11 protein-coding genes and 1 pseudogene are annotated in these 18,552 nt (G+C 37.4%); 1 reads left to right on the plus strand and 11 read right to left on the minus strand.

The features are described from left to right. Positions 1 to 34: 34 nt before the first annotated feature. From hutH to hutI, 9 genes and pseudogenes are all read right to left on the minus strand, one after another. Entirely contained in the window at positions 35 to 1,585 is a 1,551-nt protein-coding gene (gene hutH, locus JCM14932_RS05045) for a histidine ammonia-lyase (RefSeq protein ID WP_034542619.1), read from the minus strand. Between the two features lie 39 nt (positions 1,586 to 1,624). Continuing rightward, the gene (locus JCM14932_RS05050; RefSeq protein ID WP_025023927.1) at positions 1,625 to 3,022 is read right to left on the minus strand and encodes an APC family permease; all 1,398 of its coding nucleotides are present in this window, start codon (positions 3,020 to 3,022) and stop codon (positions 1,625 to 1,627) included. 46 nt (positions 3,023 to 3,068) lie between these two features. Continuing rightward, positions 3,069 to 3,665: a HutD family protein gene (locus JCM14932_RS14565; protein WP_025023928.1), complete on the minus strand. Its 597-nt coding sequence runs from the start codon at positions 3,663 to 3,665 to the stop codon at positions 3,069 to 3,071. Positions 3,666 to 3,668: 3 nt separating this feature from the next. Continuing rightward, positions 3,669 to 5,347 (minus strand): annotated as a pseudogene (locus tag JCM14932_RS14570) (formate--tetrahydrofolate ligase). A gap of 36 nt (positions 5,348 to 5,383) precedes the next feature. Then, positions 5,384 to 6,010, minus strand: coding sequence for a cyclodeaminase/cyclohydrolase family protein (locus JCM14932_RS05065; protein ID WP_025023929.1), 627 nt, complete (start codon positions 6,008 to 6,010; stop codon positions 5,384 to 5,386). A gap of 12 nt (positions 6,011 to 6,022) precedes the next feature. Then, a complete protein-coding gene (gene ftcD / locus JCM14932_RS05070) occupies positions 6,023 to 6,919 on the minus strand; it encodes a glutamate formimidoyltransferase (protein WP_025023930.1) in 897 nt (298 codons plus the stop codon). A 655-nt stretch (positions 6,920 to 7,574) separates the two neighbouring features. Beyond that, positions 7,575 to 9,692: a tetratricopeptide repeat protein gene (locus JCM14932_RS14575; protein ID WP_025023931.1), complete on the minus strand. Its 2,118-nt coding sequence runs from the start codon at positions 9,690 to 9,692 to the stop codon at positions 7,575 to 7,577. Further along, complete coding sequence (locus JCM14932_RS15880; protein ID WP_025023932.1) at positions 9,676 to 10,635, minus strand: AfsR/SARP family transcriptional regulator; 960 nt, start codon at positions 10,633 to 10,635, stop codon at positions 9,676 to 9,678. The genes JCM14932_RS14575 and JCM14932_RS15880 overlap by 17 nt, the downstream gene beginning before the upstream one ends. Positions 10,636 to 10,757: 122 nt before the next feature. Then, positions 10,758 to 12,023, minus strand: a complete 1,266-nt coding sequence (gene hutI / locus JCM14932_RS05085) for an imidazolonepropionase (protein WP_025023933.1) — start codon at positions 12,021 to 12,023, stop codon at positions 10,758 to 10,760. A 214-nt stretch (positions 12,024 to 12,237) separates the two neighbouring features. Between hutI and hutU the strand changes: the two genes are divergently transcribed. Then, positions 12,238 to 14,262 (plus strand): urocanate hydratase, encoded by a 2,025-nt coding sequence (gene hutU / locus JCM14932_RS05090; protein WP_025023934.1) that lies wholly within the window; start codon positions 12,238 to 12,240, stop codon positions 14,260 to 14,262. Positions 14,263 to 14,336: 74 nt separating this feature from the next. Here hutU and JCM14932_RS05095 read toward each other — a convergent pair whose 3' ends face one another. Both JCM14932_RS05095 and JCM14932_RS15885 read right to left on the minus strand, forming a co-directional pair. Further along, entirely contained in the window at positions 14,337 to 17,492 is a 3,156-nt protein-coding gene (locus JCM14932_RS05095; RefSeq protein ID WP_025023935.1) for a BspA family leucine-rich repeat surface protein, read from the minus strand. A 127-nt stretch (positions 17,493 to 17,619) separates the two neighbouring features. Then, the gene (locus tag JCM14932_RS15885; RefSeq protein ID WP_025023936.1) at positions 17,620 to 18,534 is read right to left on the minus strand and encodes a C40 family peptidase; all 915 of its coding nucleotides are present in this window, start codon (positions 18,532 to 18,534) and stop codon (positions 17,620 to 17,622) included. Positions 18,535 to 18,552 lie beyond the last annotated feature (18 nt).

The raw sequence follows: 18,552 nt of genomic DNA on the forward strand, positions 1-18,552 counted from the left end.
GTCATTCAACACTTTTTACTTGTTCATATGCTAATTATTTAAATTGAATATCTAAGTCCACTGTATTTTCAACAGCGTTTAATAAATCACCATTTACAAGTACATCTGTTGCTTTGTTTAGTTCATCGTAAATTTCGATATCTTTATCATTTTCGATGAAGCTTACTGACTTACGGAATGCTTCATATGCAGGTTGAGTACCTTTTCCAAGTCCATGTTGACGTGACTTGATATCTAGTGCTTGGCAGGCAGCCATGATTTCAGTAGCAACAATTCTTCTTGAGTTGCCAATGATTTCTGCAGCTGTACGTGCAGCAGTTGTACCCATACTTACGAAGTCTTCTTGGTTTTCACATGAAGGGATTGAATCAACACTAGCTGGATGTGCCAAGATCTTGTTCTCTGAAGCTAATGAAGCACAGGCATATTGTGTGATCATGAATCCTGAGTTAAGTCCTGGATGTTTAACTAAGAATGAAGGCATCTTGCTTAGTTGTGTATTAACTAGGCGTTCAACACGACGTTCCGAAACATTTCCAATTTCTGAAGCAGCGATTCCAAGGAAGTCGAATGGTTGTGCCATTGGCTCACCATGGAAGTTACCACCTGAAATAACTTTTCCTTCACGAGTAACGATTGGGTTATCAGTAACCGAGTTGATTTCGATTTCTACTTTTTCTTTAACATAAGCAACTGAATCCTTACTTGCACCGTGGATCTGAGGGATACATCTTAATGTGTATGCATCCTGAACACGGTCTTGTGTTGCTTCAGTAGTATATTCTGAACCATCGATCAATCTACGGATGTTACGAGCTGTTGCTAATTGACCACTTTGTGGACGAATCGTGTGTAGGTCTTCTTCGAATGGACTTGAGATACCTGAGTGAACTTCAAGAGATAATGCACCGGCAATATCTGAGAGTTTTAACAATACGATCGAGTCGTATGTTGCTAAAGCACCAACAGCTGTTAGTACTGTTGTTCCGTTGATCAAAGCAAGTCCTTCTTTGGCACTCAATTCGATAGTTTCAAGGCCAGCGTTATCCATAGCTACTTTACCAGGTAGTAATTCACCCTTGTAGTATGCCTTACCCAAGCCTAGTAATGGCAGAACCATATGTGCTAATGGTGCCAAGTCTCCTGATGCTCCAAGTGATCCTTTTTCAGGAATGAATGGATGTACTCCAGCGTTAAGCATGTTCATCAATGCCTTAACTGTGCTCAAACGAATTCCTGAGAATCCTTTAACGAGTGAGTTAACACGGATCAACATAATTGCACGAACAACGTCTTCTGGGAATGGATCACCATAACCTGATGAGTGAGTTCTGATCAAGTTTTCTTGTAATTGTGCTGTATCCTCTTGAGAAATACTTACGTTACAAAGTGAACCGAATCCAGTATTAACACCGTAAACAACACGTTTGTCTTCAACAATTTTGTCAATGATCTTACGTGAGTCATTAACTGCTTGTTCTGAACCAGGTGCAATACTTACCTTCACGTTATTACGTGCTACTGAAACAACATCTTCAAGTTTCAAGCTGTTACCATCTAATACGATTGTCTTTTCTTTGATCATTTGTAAAACCCCCATTTATTTTTGAGTTAATTAAAAGTTTTAAGCAGGATCTACATCATCTGAATCAGAATCTGAGTCTGTACCCATCTTCTTACCCTTGATGAATAGGAAGTACATTGTACTTGTAATGACTACACCGATAAGTCCAGCAATAAGGTTAACTGGGTTAGCTGCAGCAACCATCCAAATACTTACAATAATGGAAATGACAGGAATAACTGGGCCGAATGGTAATTTGAATACTGGTTCGTTATCCATATCTTTGTTCCTTAACCAAATTACGGCAAGTGCAGTTGGAATGTACTGGAAGAAACGGAATACAACACTTAATTCAGCCAATTGTTCGAATGAACCACTTAGAAGGAATCCAATTGTAACGATACCTGAGAAGATAATAGCTACGAATGGAGCACCTTTTTTATTTTGTTTAGCAATAATTTTTGGTAATAATCCTTCGTCAGAAATTGAAGCTCCGTAACGAGGGATCATCAATGAATCACCCATATTCAGTCCAGCGATAGAAATCAAAGCACCGATTGAAATGATCCACTTACCAGCAGGTCCGATCATTTGTACGAAAGCGTCTTGTACAGGAGCATTACTTTGTAAGATACCTGTACCAAGCATTGCGATAGTACCAGCAATGATCATGAAGTAGAATAATGAAACCAAACTGATTGATCCGATAATGGCCTTTGGTACGTTCTTTTTAGGATTACGCATTTCACCAGCAACAACTGGCAAGGCTTCGAATCCGATAAATGCATAAAATACTGTTAGAGATGTTGAAGCGGCTGCTTTGGACAATGTCATACCAGGACTTAATTGTAAGAATGGTGTGAAGTGTCCCACTTTAATACCATGTTTGATGAAAAATACTGTAACAAGAGTAAATGCAATAATAGGAATAATCTTAGCGATAGTAATTGTGATCGTGAAAACCTTAGAAGTCTTAATACCAGTACTATTGATAATTGATAAGAACGTTACCAGCAAAATACTTATAATTGTGTTTTTACCCTCTAGGGAAGGGAAAGTCTGAATTAAAAGTTTTGCAAAACCGGCTGCCATGGCAGCCCAAGCTACGATCGTAACGAACCAACCAAGGATACCAACGTTGAATCCAACGAAGTCACCAAATGCTGTTTTAGCATATTGGAAAGCTCCACCATTCTTGTTGAAGTATCCTGAAACTTCAGCGAAACATACTGCCAACATCAGAACTAAGAACACATCTAGTAACATAGCAACCAATGAAGCTGGCCCTAAGTCCTTGTAGATGTCCTTTGGCAAAAGGAAGATTCCTGATCCGATAACAGCGTTGATTCCATAAAGTGTGGCACCATTAAGACTAAATTTCGCGTCTTCGCCCACTTTCTCTAATTCCCGAATGTCCTTAACATCCGAATCTTCAGGAATTTGGTTTTTACTTTTCATGTTGATTCTCCTCTCGGTGTTTACATCTGTTCTTGAAGCGCAATTCTTATTTTGATTCCTTCTCACTTGTCCAAACTAAAATGGCCATAGGATTAATTGAAGAACCTGCCGCACTTGTCACAAACATTGTCGAGGTTGAATTTGTTTTAAAATATAATGATTCATTTTTACTAACGAATTTACTTTGCATTGATTCGTCGTCTTTAAAAATCACTGAGCATCCATGTAAGAAATAACAAATGTATTCTGTATCTTCCTTAAGCTTCAAAGATTTATTATCGATTAGAAAGTTTATATGTCCCTCGAGATCAGAACGATATATCAAATTAAAATCAACACATTTGCCATGACTAGTAATCTTGTCATCACCGTTAAAATAATATTTTTGGAAAGGTGCCAAAGTGATCGTTTTTGCATTATTTTCCAAAGTCAATTGATTCTGTAACGGTAATATTATTCTCTTGTAACCCGGCAAGGGTGTAAATTCTGTCGTATCTAATTCAACTGTCGCACTAGAAATCCGATAGTCAAAGTTGCCTGGTCGATATTCTCCATTGGTTGGGGATAGATAGAATTCTGTGGTTTGACCCCCACTCCAATTTGAAACTTGGTAATCATTCTCTGTTACTTTTAATAATTCCATTTTCTAGAATAATCCAGAAATATTTCCATTCTCATCAACATCAATACGTTCTGCAGCTGGTGATTTTGGTAATCCTGGCATTGTCATGATTGCTCCAGTTTGAGCAACGATGAATCCAGCACCGGCAGAAACCTTCAAGTTACTGATTTTAACTGTGAAGCCTGTTGGTGCACCTAACTTCTTCGCGTCATCAGAGAATGAATATTGAGTCTTAGCCATACAGATTGGTAAGTCAGTGAATCCAAGTCTTTCCAATTCTGACAATTGTTTACGTGCGCCACGTGTGAATTCAACTCCGTCACCGCCGTAAACTTTTTGAACGATCTTAGTTAATTTTTCTTCAATTGAATCTTCCAAGTCATATACAAAGCCAAAGTTGTTTGGTTGGTCAGCTGCTTCAACCACTGCGTCAGCAAGTTCAAGCGCACCGTCACCACCTTTGCCCCATACATCTGACAGAGCAACTTTAACACCGAGGTCTTCACAAGCCTTTTGAACAACTGCTAATTCAGCATCTGTATCATTAGGGAACTTGTTGATGGCAACAACTACTGGCATACCATAAACATTTTGGATATTATCAATGTGCTTCTTCATGTTTGGTAATCCAGCTTCAACAGCTTCAACATTTTCTTCATTCAAGTCAGTCTTCTTAACACCACCATGCATCTTCAAAGCACGAACTGTTGCTACAAGTACGACTGCATCTGGTTGCATGTTGGCTAGACGACACTTGATATCGATGAATTTTTCAGCTCCAAGGTCAGCACCGAATCCAGCCTCTGTAACTGCATAATCAGCATATTTCAAAGCTAGTTTTGTAGCTAAGATACTGTTACATCCGTGAGCAATATTAGCGAATGGTCCACCATGAATGAAGGCTGGTGTGTGATCGAGTGTTTGAACAATATTAGGATTGATAGCATCTTTTAGTAGCGCTGTTAATGCTCCTTCCGCTTTCAAGTCACCGGCTGTAACTGGATCACCGTCCATGTTGTAAGCTACGATCATTTTGCGTAATTTTGATTTGAGTTCAGTAATATTATTTGAAAGACATAATACAGCCATAACTTCTGAAGCAACTGTAATATCGTAACCATCTTCACGTGGAACACCATTAACACGGCCTTGCAAGCCGTCAACGATGTGACGTAATTGGCGATCATTCATATCAACAACACGTTTCCAAGTATCTTACGTGTATCAATGTTCAATGCATTACCTTGGTGAATATGATTATCTAATAAGGCAGCTAATAAGTTATTTGCAGCACCGATTGCGTGGAAGTCGCCTGTGAAGTGAAGATTAATATCTTCCATAGGAACAACTTGTGAATGTCCACCACCTGCGGCTCCACCTTTAATACCAAAGACAGGTCCTAATGATGGTTCACGAACAGCAATGGCCGCTTTTTTACCAATATTTGATAATGCATCAACCAATCCAACTGAGACAGTAGTCTTACCTTCGCCGGCAGGCGTTGGTGTGATAGCTGTAACTAGGATAAGTTTCCCACGTTGACTTGCGTCATCCAGGTCCTTCATATTATTGATGTCGATCTTAGCTTTGTACTTTCCATACATTGATAGATCTTCTTCAGGGATACCAACTGATGCGGCGATATCTTGAATAGGGTCCATTTCAACTTGACTTGCAATTTCAATATCAGATAAATTTGCCATAATATTTAATTCCGCCCTTCTCATTAGTGTTATCAGCTATACAATTTTCAAAATTTCTTCGTAGATCTTGTCTGCCAAAGGACATCCCTCTTCTAGTAAGGCAGTTCCTTTTTGCTTGTAATCATTAACGAATTCTTCATCCTTGATACCAGATAAGTTGATTAAGACATTCAACCATGCGCCTTGAAGTGCTGACTTCAAGTTCAAAGCCGCAACTCCCAAGTCACTAGCGGCATTGGTATTTGACTTACCGATGATTGATTCAGTTACCTTCAATGCTTCAACACATTTGACCATGATGTCGAATGGAGCTTTAGTAGCACCTTTTAGTGCTTGTTGCATGGCACTTCTACGTGCAGCCTTTTCGTCATCAGTTGCCTTAGGCATTGAGAACACAGCAGATACTTCGTTAAATGCTTCGGTATCTTTGTCGATTGCATCGAGCAATTCAGCTTGTAACTTACCAGCTTCTTCACGAGTTTCTTTTGCAATATCTTCGAATTCAAGATATTTTTTCTTACCGATCGTAAGTTCAGTAACCATCTTAGTAAGTGAGATACCCATTGAACCAGCTAATGCAGAAGCTGAGCCTCCACCCGGAGCCGGTTCATCTGAACCAAGAACAGTCATGAATTCACGTACTTGCATGTCAGTTAATTTCATTGATTGTTCTCCTTAAATTAAGTGATTTTCAAGAACTTGTTTGCTGTAATCGAAGTCTTCAACTTGTAGATAATATTCAGCAACATCTACTAAGGCTTTAGCAGGTGTTAATCCAATAACTTCACTACCAATGATGTTTACTCCATAACGTTTTGCTTCAAACTTGATTGTTTCGAATGTACGATACAATGGTGTTCCTTCATAATTGACCATATTCATGGAGACTTGAGCAATGTTACGATCTTCGAGCATTAATCCGATACCCTTGCAATACTTGAATCCGCCGCTTGAACCACGAACAATTTTGGCAATCTTCTTAGCAATTGTTACATCGTCCGTATCAAGGTTTACGTTGAAGGCAACTAATGGCATACGTGCGCCAATGGCTGTAACTCCAGCCGTTGGGTGAATCTTTCTTTCACCATAATCTGGTGCCCATTCATCTTGAAGAAGCTTTTCTGGCATTCCTTCGAATTGACCTTTTCTTACTTTGGCAAGATTTCTACGTGCCGGTGTTGAAGCTGAATCTTCATATAAGAAAATTGGAATATTTAATTCATCATTTACACGTTTTGCAACTTTTTTCGAAATTTCAACACATTCTTCTGCGGTAATGTTCTTGATAGGTACAAATGGCACTACGTCAGTTGCACCCATACGTGGATGACCACCTTCGTGCTTAGTCATATCGATATTTTCACTAGCATATTTAACAAGTTGGAAAGCTACTTCTTGAATTCCATCTTCGTTACCAACTAATGTAAATACACTACGGTTATGATTTGTATCTGAAGAGTGATCTAATAGTGTGACACCTTGGACGCTCTTGGCTGTCTCAACTAAACCATCAATTGTTTCTTGGTTCTTGCCTTCACTAAAATTCGGAATACATTCAATTAATTTGTCCATGATCAAACATCCTTTCAAATTTGTGTACTTGATTGTTTTAATAAAAGACAACAAATCCAGATTTCCATGGGTCACGATAGGGTTATTCATCACCTCGATTTTTGCAAAAATCATCCACGACTTCTGGATATCCCCCGTACTATTTTTCAAAATCCGATTTATCTGTTATCGCTTTCATTAACCGCTATTAATCTATCATGGTACTTATAACCGGTCAATAGCGCCTGTATCAAGGGTTTCAGCGATTTTAATATTTCAAAAACATATATTTTTTTTGCTTTTATAAAATAATGTTTAAACACATTTTTATAATTATCAAAATTTGACACTTTTTTGACAGTGACATTCTGACAGTATCCAAGACGTAAAGTTCTATCTATCAGTACTTCAATTAATTTTCTCGATATTAGTTATCAGTTTTACTAATCAAAAACTATTTACGATAGGCATACTAAAAAAGTCATTAAAGACGGCAAAAATTCTGTCAAGTGAACTGTTTCTCAATATGGTATCTTTTGACGTTTAATAGATTCTAAGATTAGAAAATAAACTCTAAAATTAATTTTTTCTAATCATCTCAAAGAACAGAAAAGGCGCTAAAAATGACAATAATTGTCAAATTTAGCGCCTTTTCTTATATAATTTTTTTAATTTTTTAGTGATGATAAATCGAATTCATTTCGCCATAAATTCCATTCAAATATTGTAATTCAAATCTATCACGATATTGACTGAGATTCTCTTTGGCTTTTTCTAAATAAAATGCTTCATCCTGATTGAGTAGTTCACGTAGTGAAGGATCACTGATCTTCTGATCATTGATCATCTTCTTAACAATTGCTTGAATAAAATAAACGATTCCCATATCCCTGGGATTGGATAAATGTGTGTAATACTCGTTAAAACTCAATAAGAATCTCAAAACTGCATCATAATCACCATCATGTAACTCATTCAACGCCAAGTACGCATTGAGCTGCGTTCTCTTCCATGGTGACGTCAAATTATCATATAATCCTTTGGCTTTGCATAGATATTGTTTGGAACCTTCATAATCTTCCTTCGCATAGAGAGAAATTCCCATATCCACATAGAAGATAACCAGACTAGTCTTTAATCCCGTCTGTTCACAGAGACAAATTGCCTTCTTCTCATAATTGATTGCCTCATCATAGTTCTCACGGAGGCGTTCAATCTCAGCTAAGTAATCATAAGCAGCTGCAATATTACTGGAATACTTCTCCTTGACTTCATCTGAGATAGTAAAGATAGTCACTGATTCCACCAACAAATGCTCTGCCTCCGTCAAATTACCAACCATCAGATAGTACAGACCTTTTAGCCGCAACAAAATTCCAATTGACTGGTGATCATTAGATCTAATAGAGATATTCATTGCCAGATCAATATAATGCACCATATCAGTCGCATTGTCAGTCTGAATATAGTAATAGATCATTTGACGATAACCGCGAATCAAGAAGTCATCATGATGAAGTTCCTTTGCCTTAACGATCACCCGTTGGATATTCTCGATTCCCTGATTATAATTACCATAATTGATGTAATAACGTCCTTCAAAGTACAAATACTTCATCAGCAATAATTCATATGTCTGGTTGCCTTCATACTGATACTCAATGGCTTTGAGTCGGTCACCTATTTGCTTGAACTTAGTCAGTTCATCATGCCACTCAATACTTTCCAGCTCAACTGACTCTTTGTTGTACTCAGTATAAATTGGGAATAATTCATGTTGGAACTTAAGTGAGATCTGCAGATGAGATAATTCATAATCTAGCGACTTCAATTCTTGATTAGCATATTTATAGTGATAAGCAATCTGTGATAGCAATGTCGATTCGTCATCAACTGAACGAAGTTTTTGTTCTAGTAGAACCGCAATCTTTTCGTGGATCACTCGCAGCTTCGAAGGTGCTTGTTGTGAGTAAATAAATTCACGGAATTTATTGTGGAAAAAACTCAGCTGAATCTCTCCTTCGATCATGTGCTCACTAATCAGCTGGTGATTCTTAATCGTTGAAATATCCTTGGCAATACTGCTTTCAGTTCGATTCAATAATGTCGAAATAATTTTTAATGGTGCTTCTTCTGGGAAGTACGAAACCATCTCCAGAATCTCTTCCTCACCAGGTTCAAGATCCTGAAGAATAAATTTCAATTCCTTTTGAATCTTTGGTGTCATATAGTCTGGTCGTAGTCCCAACTTGATCTGTCGGACATATTCCATCAAGAAAAATGGACTGCCCTCTGACTCGTTATACAACTCTGTCAACGTAGCAAAATCCAAATCATTATCGGGAATTTGCTTCTGCATAAATGCTGTCATCGATGCACGGTCAAATGGCTTCAAGTCAATAATATTAAGTCTGCCATAGTGACTGACCGTATTAATAAATTCATCAATATGAGTCTGATAATTGGACCGGAGTGTCAATAAGAACAACGTGTCACGATCATGAAGCATCAGACTCGTCAAAAGCCGTAAACTCAATTCATCCATCCACTGCAGATTATCGATATTGATGATCAACTTGTTATCCTGTTCAATTATCTTTAGGGCTTCCAGAATTATTTGCGATAAATAATTTATATCATCATCAGTTAATTTATCGTCAAAATTTCTTAAACTATCATCTGTAAAATATGGAAAGAATTTCTCGCAAGTCTTCTCAAAGTTATTTGACGTGACAATTTCATTATCCTTAATAACAATCTCAATTTTTTGAAGTATTTCACGCCACGGACGCAACGTAAAAAAAACGCTCAGAGTGGAAACAGGTAAAATTCAATAACAAATGCTTCTTACGCATATTGTTGAGAACTAGCTCTGATAATGCCGTCTTACCAATACCAGCATCACCTTGAATAATTATTGACTGGAAATTATGATCATGAAAGAATCCATCAAAGTTAGCTTCGAGCGTTTCAATTTCTTGCGTACGACCAAAGAACTTAAAACTTTCAATATTCTCTTCATAATTCTTTCGACGATTAACGATCTCCAACGTCTTCTCATAAATCTTACGTGTCTCATCACTCGGTTCAATTCCGAGTTCTTCTTTTAGTGTACTAACTAATTCATAATAGGCTTCAATGACTTTGCCATTACGATGACTATCCTGATAAAACCTCATTAACAACTGATAATTACGTTCATCGTATTCATCAATAGAAATCAAACGTTGAATATTACGCTCAACATCATCTAATCTACTATTGGCAATATCATCAGAAACCTTGTGATAACAATTCTGTACGAATTTTTGCTCATAGATACTACGCATCCGCGTTGTCCATTGGTCAAAATTCTCAGAGTCCTTCAAAAAGAACCCCTTCAAGAATTCACCTTGGTACTTAATTAAGTGTTCAGTCGGCTCAGAGAGAAATTCTTCAACATCACTCTGAACTGGTAAATCTTCATTCAACTGTAAAACAGATTTGTTTGGTGAAACGACATAATCGTCGCCCAGAACCTTGTTAGCCTGATAAATAGTATTACGGAGATTCTTTCTGGCACTCTGTTCGGACTTATTTGGCCACAGCAACCCAGCAATTTCATCTCTACTGATGGATTGATTGACAGCTAAATAATACAAAAGAGCATTGATCTTGGAGAATGAGAAAAAAATCTGTTGATCGGCTAAATAAATCTTGGGATTACCAAACAATTGAAATTTTAGTGTTTTCTTCATATTATGCTCACCCCATAATTACTATACGTCAAAAAAATGTCAAAAGACACACAATAGTGAAACCGATAACAAAAAATACAGCTCCCAATCACTATTTGAGAGCTGTATCATTCAATTATTGACTATACTAATTGTCTATCTTGGACTACCAAGTTACCATTCTTGTAAACTTCACTGACTAAGTTAGTAGCGAAAAAGTAGAATGGATAATCGATATTCTTACAGTCGAATACGGTGATATCAGCATTCTTACCTTCATCAAAACTACCGATACTTTCATTACGACAAACTGAGTAAGCAGCATTGATCGTTACGGCATTGAGTACCTGGATCGGTGTTAGCTTCATCATGAATGTTCCCAACTGCATAATAAATTGTAAATTAGACGTTGGACAACTTCCAGGGTTACTATCAGTTGTTAGCGTGATTGCCATTCCGTGTTCGATCATCTTCTTAGCTGGTGCATAAGTATCTTGCATCAGGCTGAAAGTTGTACCTGGTAGAAGATTACCAATAACGTGAGCTTTGCTCAACTTACCGATACCTTCGTCGGTAATCACCATCAAGTGTTCAGCACTGACTGAACCTAATTCTGCGGCAACATCTACTCCACCGATTGAATCAATTTCATCAGCATGAATTCTTAACTTGAAGCCTTGATCTTTGGCGGCTTGCAATAAGCGCTTGGATTGTTCAGATGTGAAGACACCAGTTTCACAGAAAATATCACAAAACTCTGATAGATGTTCTTCTTTGACCTTCGGCAACATCTCATTGATGATCATATCGATGAATTCATCTGGTCTCTCCTTGTATTCTGGAGGAACAGCGTGAGCTGCCATGAATGTTGAAACAAGATCCATATCGTGCTCTTCATCAATTTTTTTAATTACTTCTAATTGTTTCTTTTCTGTTTCCCAATTTAATCCATAACCACTTTTAGCTTCTACTGTCGTAACACCATGAATAATCATGTCGTCAACAAGTTTTGAGGTCTTATCATATAATGTATCAAAACTAGCATCACGAGTTGAGTTAACCGTACTGAGAATCCCCCCACCAGCAGCTAGAATATCCAAGTATGAAACACCGTTTAGTTTTTTTGAGAACTCATTTTCGCGACTCCCACCATATACCAGATGTGTATGGCAGTCGATCAATCCAGGTGTTGCCATTTTACCAGTGTAATCAATTACTTCAGTAGTAGAATCTAGTAATTCAGCGTTCGGTTCACCAGAACCAATTTCCAAAATCTTACCATCTTTAATTGCAATATAACCATTCTCGATAACCTTAGCATCAGACATCTCTTCGCCTCTTAATGGATGACCAATATCTGAGGGACAAAAAATCTGACTAAAATTCTTTAAGATCTTATCTGCTTTCATTATGCACACTCCATCAATTATGACTTTTCTTCATTCTATATACGAGCTGTCTAATTTGTGTCAAAAAAATAGTAAGCGTTTCATGCCTTGTCGTTACAATAATTTTTTCCCAGTATAGACTCTCAATTGACACATTCTTAATATACTGAACGTGCAGTATTAAATGACACAGTCTAAGTCACAGAAATAGAGTACACACTAGGAGGCTATTAAAATGATCGATTACAAAGAAATGGAAGCAGCAATGACAATCAAGTTAGACGACGAATTACCAGAAAAGACCGTCTTCCAAGAAGGAATCAGACGTGCACCTGATCGTGGATTCCGACTAACTAAAGAACAAACAGAACTTGCTTTGAAGAATGCCCTTCGCTATGTACATCCTAAGTATCACGATGTAGTTATCCCAGAATTCCTAGAGGAATTAAGAACTCGCGGACGTATCTACGGTTATAGATGGTATCCAAAAGAAAAAATCTATGGCAAACCTATCGATGAATATGAAGGAAAATGTACAGCCGGTAAAGCTATTCAAGTTCAAATCGACAACAATTTAAACTTTGACGTTGCTCTTTACCCTTACGAATTAGTTACATATGGTGAAACTGGTTCAGTTTGTCACAATTGGATGCAATATCGTTTGATCAAGAAATACTTGCAAGCAATGACTGACGAACAAACATTAGTTGTCGAATCAGGACACCCACTAGGATTGTTCAAATCAAAGAAGAGTGCACCTCGTGTAATCATCACAAACGGCCTAATGGTTGGTGAGTATGATAACATCGACGACTGGGAAGTTGCTGAAGAAATGGGTGTTACTAACTACGGCCAAATGACCGCTGGTGGTTGGATGTACATCGGACCACAAGGTATCGTTCACGGAACATTCAATACTCTACTTAACGCTGGTAGATTAAAACTTGGTATTCCTGACGATGGTGATTTAACTGGTAAACTATTTATTTCATCAGGACTTGGTGGAATGAGTGGTGCTCAAGGTAAAGCCGGTGAAATTGCTAAGGCCGTTGCTATCATCGCCGAAGTTGATAGATCAAGAATCGAAACTCGTAAGAGTCAAGGCTGGATCAGTCAATTAGCTGAGACACCTGAAGAAGCTGTAAACATGGCTGAAGACTACATGAAACGTGGCGAAAGTACATCAATTGCCTTCCATGGTAATATCGTTGACTTGCTAGAATATATCAACAAGAATCACATTCACGTCGACCTACTATCTGATCAAACATCATGTCACAATGTTTACGAAGGTGGCTACTGCCCTGTTGGCCTGACATTTGAAGAAAGAACAGCAATGTTAGCTGAAGACAAAGATAAATTCCGTGGCTTAGTAGATAAGACTTTGAGACGTCACTTCGATGTAATCAAATCATTAGTTGCTGACGGAACATACTTCTTCGACTACGGTAACTCATTCATGAAATCAATCTATGATTCAGGTGTAAGTGAAATTTCTAAGAATGGTCACGACGATAAGGATGGTTTCATCTGGCCTTCATATGTTGAAGATATCATGGGACCAATGTTATTCGATTACGGATACGGACCATTCCGTTGGGTATGTCTAAGTGGTAAACACGAAGATCTTATCCAAACAGACCACGCTGCAATGGAAGTTATAGATCCTAACCGCCGTTACCAAGATCGTGACAACTACAACTGGATCCGTGATGCTGAAAAGAATGCTCTAGTTGTTGGTACACAAGCACGTATTCTCTATCAAGACTGCTACGGTCGTGTAAATATTGCCTTGAAGTTCAATGAATTGGTTCGTGAAGGCAAGATTGGTCCAGTTATGCTGGGACGTGATCACCATGACGTATCAGGAACAGACTCACCATTTAGAGAAACATCAAATATCAAAGACGGTAGTAACGTCTGTGCTGACATGGCTACACAATGCTACGCTGGTAATGCTGCCCGTGGTATGACACTTATCGCCCTTCACAATGGTGGTGGCGTTGGTATCGGTAAAGCTATCAATGGTGGATTTGGATTAGTTCTTGACGGTTCAGAGGAAGTTGATGAGATCATCAAATCATCAATTGCTTGGGACACAATGGGTGGAGTTGCTCGTCGTAGTTGGGCACGTAACCCTCACGCTATCGAAACATCAATCGAATACAACAAGATGAACGCTGGAACAGATCACATCACAATTCCTTATCTTGCTGATCAAGATGCTGTTGACGCAGCAGTAGATTCAATGTTTAAATAATAGAAATTAAAAAATATACTTAGTCATACAAAATAAAGAAGGACCTCTCTTAATTGAGAGGTCCTTATTTGCTTTTAGATTATATTTATATCATCTGTTGATTTCACGAATTCATTTGTTGCTACACGATAATACTTAATTCCACTGATAGATATAACTTTGTCAATTGTATAATTTCTATTAATTGGTAATACTACAGAAATATTATTTCCACGTTCATCATATAAATTAATTAATGAGTTCGTATGCAATAATTCTGGAATATCATTATATCCATATATATCATCAGCTTTTACAAATTCATTGCTTGCAACACGATAGTATTTTTCACCATTTATAGTAGCAAAACGATCAGACTTCCACTCTGAAGTTGGCCTTAATGCTCTACCCAAAGTCTTACCCTCAGAATTTACTAGTCTTCCGTATACGTTATTATAAACTCGAACATCTTGTAAGTCGTTATCATAAACGTAAGCATCACTGGTCTTGATCCATTCATTTGTGGCAACACGATAATATGTTTCGTTGTTTAATTCCATTACGGCATCAGATTGCCAATTACTACCCTTTTGTAATTTCTTTAAACCAACTGCAGCTCCATTGTTATCATAAATTTGAACAGGTTCCTGATCGGGATATGTTGAAATGGTGTTTGTTTCCTTCTTAGTAGTAGAAGAAGAATTATATTCACTGCTATTATCGCTGGTACTTGAATCAGAACTTGAACTAGAATTACTGCTATTTCCCCCAGTACTTGGACTATCACTTGCAATAGGTTCATATACTAAATGCAAAGCAAATATACTCTTACCATCACTAGTATCCACGCTTGAAGTGTATTGACTTAATAACATATCTGCTAAGGCTTGTCCGCTATCTTTATTCATAGTTTTAAGTGTCTCTATTGCCTGACTAGATATTGCCCCAAATGATATTTGTTCGCCATTCTTATCCAAATCTTCAAAATAGCTGCCATCAAATATGGGCTTTTTATCTGAACCCATTAGAGGTGCTCCACCTGCACCTGTTGTTGATGGAACTAGTTCTCTTGCTGCAATCTGATTTACTTCGCTATTAATAACAGCAGAATTATCTCCATCACCATTTGGCAATTGAAAAGTAACTGTGTGGAAGTCTCCAATTTTAGTATTAGATTCAATAATTTGAACTGTTAATGGACCATATACAGGTACTGGATCTACTTTAATATCAAATTCCTGTGGATCATCGTTTGTAAGTGTATAGCTATCTGGACTAGGATTCTCATCAATTTGATATCCGGTTGCGTCTTTAACGTCATCCCCATAACTGGATAACTTTTTAGCATCATATATATCACCAGGGAACTCTCCGGGTACTGAAACAGTATAAAGGATTTTGCCAGTATCACTTGCAATATATTTCACTGAGAAATCAACAGGCCCAGTATAATTAATTTGCCAAGTTGTCACTCCTGATGGATTATCCTTTCCATTGTACATATCATCGGTCAACATAAAGCTAGAAACTGTGTATCCCTGATTGATATCAGAACTTGTTGTCTGGATAGCTTTCCATCCTGTATTAGTTCTGATGACATTTCCATTTTTATCATAAGAATTCCTATCTTTATCAAAAATACCGGGACTAACCAAATTATCCTCAGGGCCTAAAACAATAGTATCTAACTCTGTTCCTCCTCCGAATAATCCTTTATCGTCATTTTCTAATCTAACCGATTTTTTCATATTCCAATTAGATAAATCTACAGTCTTTAACGATGTACAAAATGCGAATATTTGAGAAAAATTTGTCACCTTAGATGTATTGAATCCTGAAACATCTATACTTTGTAATCCGTAATCATGGCTAAACATTTCTTCCAATCTGTTGGCATTACTGGTATCTATTGAACTAGTATCTATTTGCTTTAAATTGGGACAACCATAAAACATTCTATAAAAGTTCTCTACTTTTGAAGTATTCATTTTTTTAGGTAACGTTAAATTAGATAACTTGGTGTCTTCTGAGAACAATGATTCCAAGCTAGTGGCATTCGAAAAATCTATATTTGACACATTCAAACTTTCCAAAGATTCTTCACCTGAAAACATTGAAGTAAAATCATTCACCTTTGAAGTATTTATAGCTGAAACATCCAATGATGTTAATGAAACCTCTCCAAAAAACATATTTGACGCTTTTTCCAATTTAGGAGTACTAAACATCGAAAGATCCAACGAAGTTAGTGATTTACAACTCTGAAACATTCCTGAACCATCAACCAAATTAGTACCAACAAAGTTTGGACCAAAACTCATTCCCTTCAATAAAAAACAATTTTTAAACATTTCTTCAGACTTTTTGACATCTCTAAAATCAAAATTTGAAAAATCAGCATATTCTAATTTACTATCATACTCAAACATCTGTGACGTATCAGTGACACTTGACGTGTCTAAATAATTAAGATTTTGGATATTAGTAAGATTCCCAAATGAATAAAATAAACCATTAAGACTTGAATCGGCCTTAACATTGCCATCAAAAACAACTTGAGTAACTTTTGAAGAATCACTAGGAGACCAAGGTCGTCTATAATCTGTATCATCATTATAATGAGTATCGTTAAAAGTACCGGCACCAATATGCAGAACAATATTTCCGGCACCATCATCTTTGATTCTCCAATCTGATGTTCCCCATGTACCTCTTGCTATTGTCGTTGGTAAAGTAGAGTTAACATTTGTAGACTCAGCCTGTGGTTGAACTGGTTGCTGAACAGAATTATTATTTTGGCTTGATGATGGAGTATTTGAATTTTCAACTGAACCATCTACACCATTATTATTGTCTTCACCAACGTTGGTCACCTGCTGATTTTCTGGATTTATATTATTCCCAGATTTAGAGTCCTGATTATTTGTAGTACTGGAAAGCGACTGGACAGGTTGTGTTTGGGTATCATCCTCCGCAACACGATTCGTATTACTATTTGCAGGGGAAACTACATTGATATTACCTTGAGCATCGGTATTGGGTTCACCATCATTATTTGCAGTAGATTGAACTTCTTCAGATTGTGTAGAATCACTTGTAACATCAGCCTTAACGGTTAATTGTGATCCTCCAAACAAAATCAATCCTCCAGCAAGACTCAAAGTTGATCTAACAACCCAGTTTTTACCACTCTTATACAATTTCTTTCTCAAAACAAAATTAGCATTTCTCTTTAATTGTTGAAACCTCATGATTATCACCCCTTAGTTACAGGTTCATCATAGTCTTTTATAAAAATATTGGTAGTTGGCATTATGCTAATTTTAACTAAAAAAATAAAGGCCTCCCAAAATTGGGAAGTCTTTATTTTGTCGAAAATTATTTAAATACGCGAACTCCAAATGATGGAGCGAAGCTTGAAGAAATCGAATCGATTTTGACGTTAGTACCTGGACGCAATGCGTTCAAATATTGGTTATTACCTAAGTACAAGGCAACGTGATATGTGGCACCTTCTGGACCCCAGAATACCAAGTCTCCTCGTTGAAGGTCATTCATTGAAACTTTAGTTCCAGCTGTCTCTTGCGGTACGGTCCATGAACCGATATTTTGACCAGTTACTTCACGGAAGACGTATTGCATCAATCCAGAACAGTCGAAACCATCCGGACCTTTAGCATTCCAAATATATGGTTTGCCAAGTTGTTGTTTAGCAGCAGAAATAACATCTTCAATCGCTTGATTCTTAGTCTTACCATTTAAGGAAACAGTTGGACGTGAATTAGAAATCTTAGTAGTGATTCCAGCTGGAATCCAGCCGCCACTACTCAATTCATACCAGATTCCGTCACTTTCTTGAAGAGTCGATGCAACTTGCAACAACTTTCCAGCGGCAACAGAACCCTGACTACCTGAACTGTAATTATCATTGTTATAAATTAGCGTATCACTATTTACTTTGACCGCAGCGAAGTTTGGATCCCAATTACTAGCAACTGGTTCCTCGAATACATCGTTAGTAATCTTGGTATAAGTACCGTCAATCCATTGATTGTTACCAATTCGATACCAAGCATCTCCGTTGTTATCAATTACTTTTTCAGAGAATTTCCATTGAGTACCATTAGTTAATTTTTGACCTGAAGCAACTTTACTAGCACCATATCCATTCCATAGATCAATTCCACTATCTGGTGCATAACTAATCGTGGCAGTACCAGAATTGTCGCGTTGCATTTGTACATCACCAACTTTGACGAATTCATGTGTAGCTACTCGGTAGAATTCTCCCAAGTTACCAATAGAAACCTT

The sequence above is a fragment of the Companilactobacillus nodensis DSM 19682 = JCM 14932 = NBRC 107160 genome (genome assembly GCF_000615905.1).
Lineage (GTDB): Bacteria > Bacillota > Bacilli > Lactobacillales > Lactobacillaceae > Companilactobacillus > Companilactobacillus nodensis.